We start from the raw sequence: 3,449 nt of genomic DNA, 5'->3' as shown, positions 1-3,449 counted from the left end.
AGGTTATGTAAAAACATTAGCCAAAGGAAGTGCTTCAACTACCAACACATTGAGCATGTACATTGAAGTAGGTTCAACAGTAAAATTAAACGGTGGTGCAACCAATGGTGGTGCAACTGTAGTAACTGCCGACATTGAAGCATCCAATGGTGTTATTCATGTGGTTGACAATGTTATTGGTTTACCTACTGTTGTAAATCATGCTATTGCAAATCCAAATTTCACCACTTTGGTTGGCTTGGTTAGTGGTGCAGGTTTAGTACCAACACTGAGCGGAACGGCCGGCTCACCATTTACTGTATTTGCGCCAACAAATGCTGCATTTACCACTTTTGAATCACAAAATCCGGGAGTATTGGCAAGTTTAACTTCTGCTCAAGTTACTTCGGTATTAACTTACCATGTAGTTGGAGGCGCAAATGTACTTTCAACCGGAATTCCAACAACACCAATTACAACATTAGAAACAGGAACATTCTCTATTTCAGGAACTACAATAACTGACGAGGCCAACAGACAAACAGGTATTGTTGCTGTAGATGTACAAGGTTCAAATGGGGTAATTCATGTTATCAATAACGTATTATTACCATCGTTATAATTTATAAATTGCTATGAAAAAGAGAAGCGCAGTAACCACTGCGCTTTTTTTTATGAACCTAACTCTAATGCTCTGTCATTGGCAGCTTTCACCGCATCTACAATCGTATTTTGCAAACAACCTTTTTCGAAAACACGCAACGCACTTTCGGTAGTTCCGCCTTTGGAAGCGACTTTAGCAATCCACTCTTGGTTGGATAACGAGTAGCTGTTTTGAATCGCCACTGAACCCATAAAAGTTTGGTTAACCAACAACTCAGCTTCGGATTCATTGAAACCTAAATCAACGGCCGCTTGAATCATCGATTGCATAAAATAAAAGACATACGCCGGTCCACTACCCGAAATAGCTGTCGCTGCATCAATGAGTTTTTCATTCTCAACATAAACCGATTTCCCGGTCGTGTTGATTAGGTTTTGAATGATAAACAATTCTTTTCTATCCACATTCGCTGAAGCCGTGAAAACGGTCATTCCCATTCCGATTTGGGTTGGAATATTGGGCATTGAACGCACGATTTTGGAACAAGACAATTGCTTTTCTATAGTAGCCAAAGTAATTCCGGCCATGACCGAAAAAATGATTTGTGTATCTTTTAAATAAGGTTTTACGGCTTGCGCCAAAACAGGAAAATCTTGCGGTTTTACTGCTAAAATTACGATGTCAAAGTCACCGATGTCATTTGCTGCTGAAGTTGAAAAATTGGCTTTCGGAATCCCATTTTCTGTCGCTGAAAATGAATCGCTTCTGACCAAAGCATAAATATCTTCCGGCTTGATAAACCTGGAACTGATAAAACTGTTGGCATAGGTTTTTCCCATGTTGCCGTAACCGATGATTAATACCTTCATAGCTGTAAAATAAAAAACTCTGTTTAAAGATATATTTTTAAACAGAGTTTTGAAAATTTATGATTCGGAAATTATTTTTTTTTGTTTTGAAGCTTTTTTTGCTCTTCAGCTTGTTCCATCATTTCACGCATCTTTCTTTGGAACTTACCTTCTGTTTTTGGCTTGGCTTTGTTCTCTTGAATTTGAGCGTGTATCTTATCGCTATTGATAAAGTATTTTTTAATCACCAACATAATTCCAATGGTAATCAAGTTAGATATAAAGTTATACAAACTCAAACCTGAGCCGTAATTATTGAAGAACAGCAACATCATTATCGGCGACAAGTAAATCATAATTTTCATGATTTTACCCATATCCGGCATACCATCTTGTGGTGGTTGTGCCATCATTTGATCGCCTGAAGTCATTTTCATGTAAAAGAAAATTGCTATCGAGGCTAAAATTGGGAACAAACTGATATGATCACCATAAACCGGAATGTAGAAAGGCAATTTAACAATTTCGTCAAACGAAGATAAATCGTCTGCCCAAAGGAATCCTTTTTGTCTCAACTCAATCGCGGATGGGAAGAATTGGAACGAAGCATACATAAACGGAATTTGAATCAAAGCCGGAATACAACCAGCCATCGGATTCACACCGGCTTTGTTGTATAACTTCATGGTTTCCTGTTGCTTTTTCATTGGATCTTTTTTGAATTTTTCTCCAATTTCCATAATCTCAGGGCGCAATACTTTCATCTTGGCTTGTGACAAAAATGATTTGAATGTGATAGGCGCCATGGCTATTTTGATTAAAATCGTGAAGATAATAATCGCAATTCCTAATCCCATAAATGACCCTAAGAAACCAAACAACGGTATGAAAATAAATTTGTTTATCCATCCGAAAATTCCCCAGCCTAAAGGAACAATATCTTCAATGTTTTTGTCGTAAGTATTTAAAATTTTGTAATCTGTTGGTCCTAAATACCAGTTCATTTTATAATCTAACTCGCCATTTTTATAAGCTAACGGTAGTGTTGATTTAAATTGTTTTGTAAAAACAGTATCAACTTTATCATCATTTACTAAATCGGTTGAGCTAACTTTTGCATTATCAATAGGGGTTTGAGACAAAAGAATTGAACTAAAAAAGTGCTGTTTGTATGCGATAAAAGTTGCTTTTTCAAGTGTTTCATCTTCTTGTTTTCCAAGGCCGGCATAATCTACTTTTCCTTCTTCATATTCATAGTAAATTTCGGCATAGCGATTTTCGTAAGAAATACTTTTTTCGTTGCTGTAAGTTTTCAAATCCCATTGTAAATCGGCTGTTTTTGAAGTAGTCAAAGCCGTATTCAACCCTTGAGAACGAATATCAAAATCAAGCATATACTGCTTTGGTTTCAGTACATATTTGTATTCTAAAAAGGCGTTGGCGCTCGACTTCAATTTCATAGAAAGCACTTGGTTTCCGTCAATGGTCGTCAATGTTGGTTCAAAGAATAAATCTTTGGTATTCAATACTCGGTTGTCTTTGGTTTGCAACTGCAAGTTGAAATTAGCATTGTTATTTTTGATTAACGCCACTAATTGATTTGAATTTTTATCAAATTTCTTGTACTCTTTTAAAATAGCCTCAGCAATATAACCGCCTTTATTGGCGATTTTCAACTTCAATACTTCATTCTCTAAAATCGTGAAATCTTCTTTGGCGGAAGGCAAAGTAGCTGAATAAGCAAAACTTCCTAAAGTGGATTGTAGTTTTTGAATTTTAACCGAATCAGCAACAGTAGTATCGGTGATGGTTTGGGCGACTTCTTTGGTTGTTTCACTTTTTACCTTCGCTTCTACCGCTTTTTCTGTTTTGGTTTTGTCCTGATTCTTTACTTCCTCTTCTCTGTTGTTGTACATCATCCAAAGGATAATCACGAAGATTAAAGCAAAACCGATAATCGAATTAAAATCAAATTTCTTTTGTTCCATTTTTTATTTATTTGTCATAAGAAGCAACAA

General features: G+C 36.2%; 3 protein-coding genes. 1 reads left to right on the top strand and 2 read right to left on the bottom strand.

What is annotated here, in order from left to right; all coding sequences use genetic code 11:
* The coding region (locus ACK4HO_RS12580) for a fasciclin domain-containing protein (protein ID WP_409666316.1) at window positions 1–601 on the top strand (601 nt) is incomplete at its 5' end.
* Between the two features lie 50 nt (window positions 602–651).
* Here the strand turns inward: ACK4HO_RS12580 and proC are convergent.
* Together proC and yidC are read right to left on the bottom strand one after the other, a co-directional pair.
* Window positions 652–1,452, bottom strand: a complete 801-nt coding sequence (gene proC / locus ACK4HO_RS12575; protein ID WP_409666314.1) for a pyrroline-5-carboxylate reductase — start codon at window positions 1,450–1,452, stop codon at window positions 652–654.
* A 71-nt stretch (window positions 1,453–1,523) separates the two neighbouring features.
* Window positions 1,524–3,419 carry a membrane protein insertase YidC gene (gene yidC, locus ACK4HO_RS12570; RefSeq protein ID WP_409666312.1) on the bottom strand — a complete coding sequence of 632 codons (1,896 nt, stop codon included), beginning with the start codon at window positions 3,417–3,419 and terminating at the stop codon, window positions 1,524–1,526.
* Between the last annotated feature and the right edge of the window lie 30 nt (window positions 3,420–3,449).

This window comes from Flavobacterium sp. (assembly GCF_046296355.1).
Classification (GTDB): Bacteria; Bacteroidota; Bacteroidia; order Flavobacteriales; family Flavobacteriaceae; genus Flavobacterium.
Note: the sequence above shows the minus strand (reverse complement) of the source record. Positions and strands in the feature narration are given on the sequence as shown.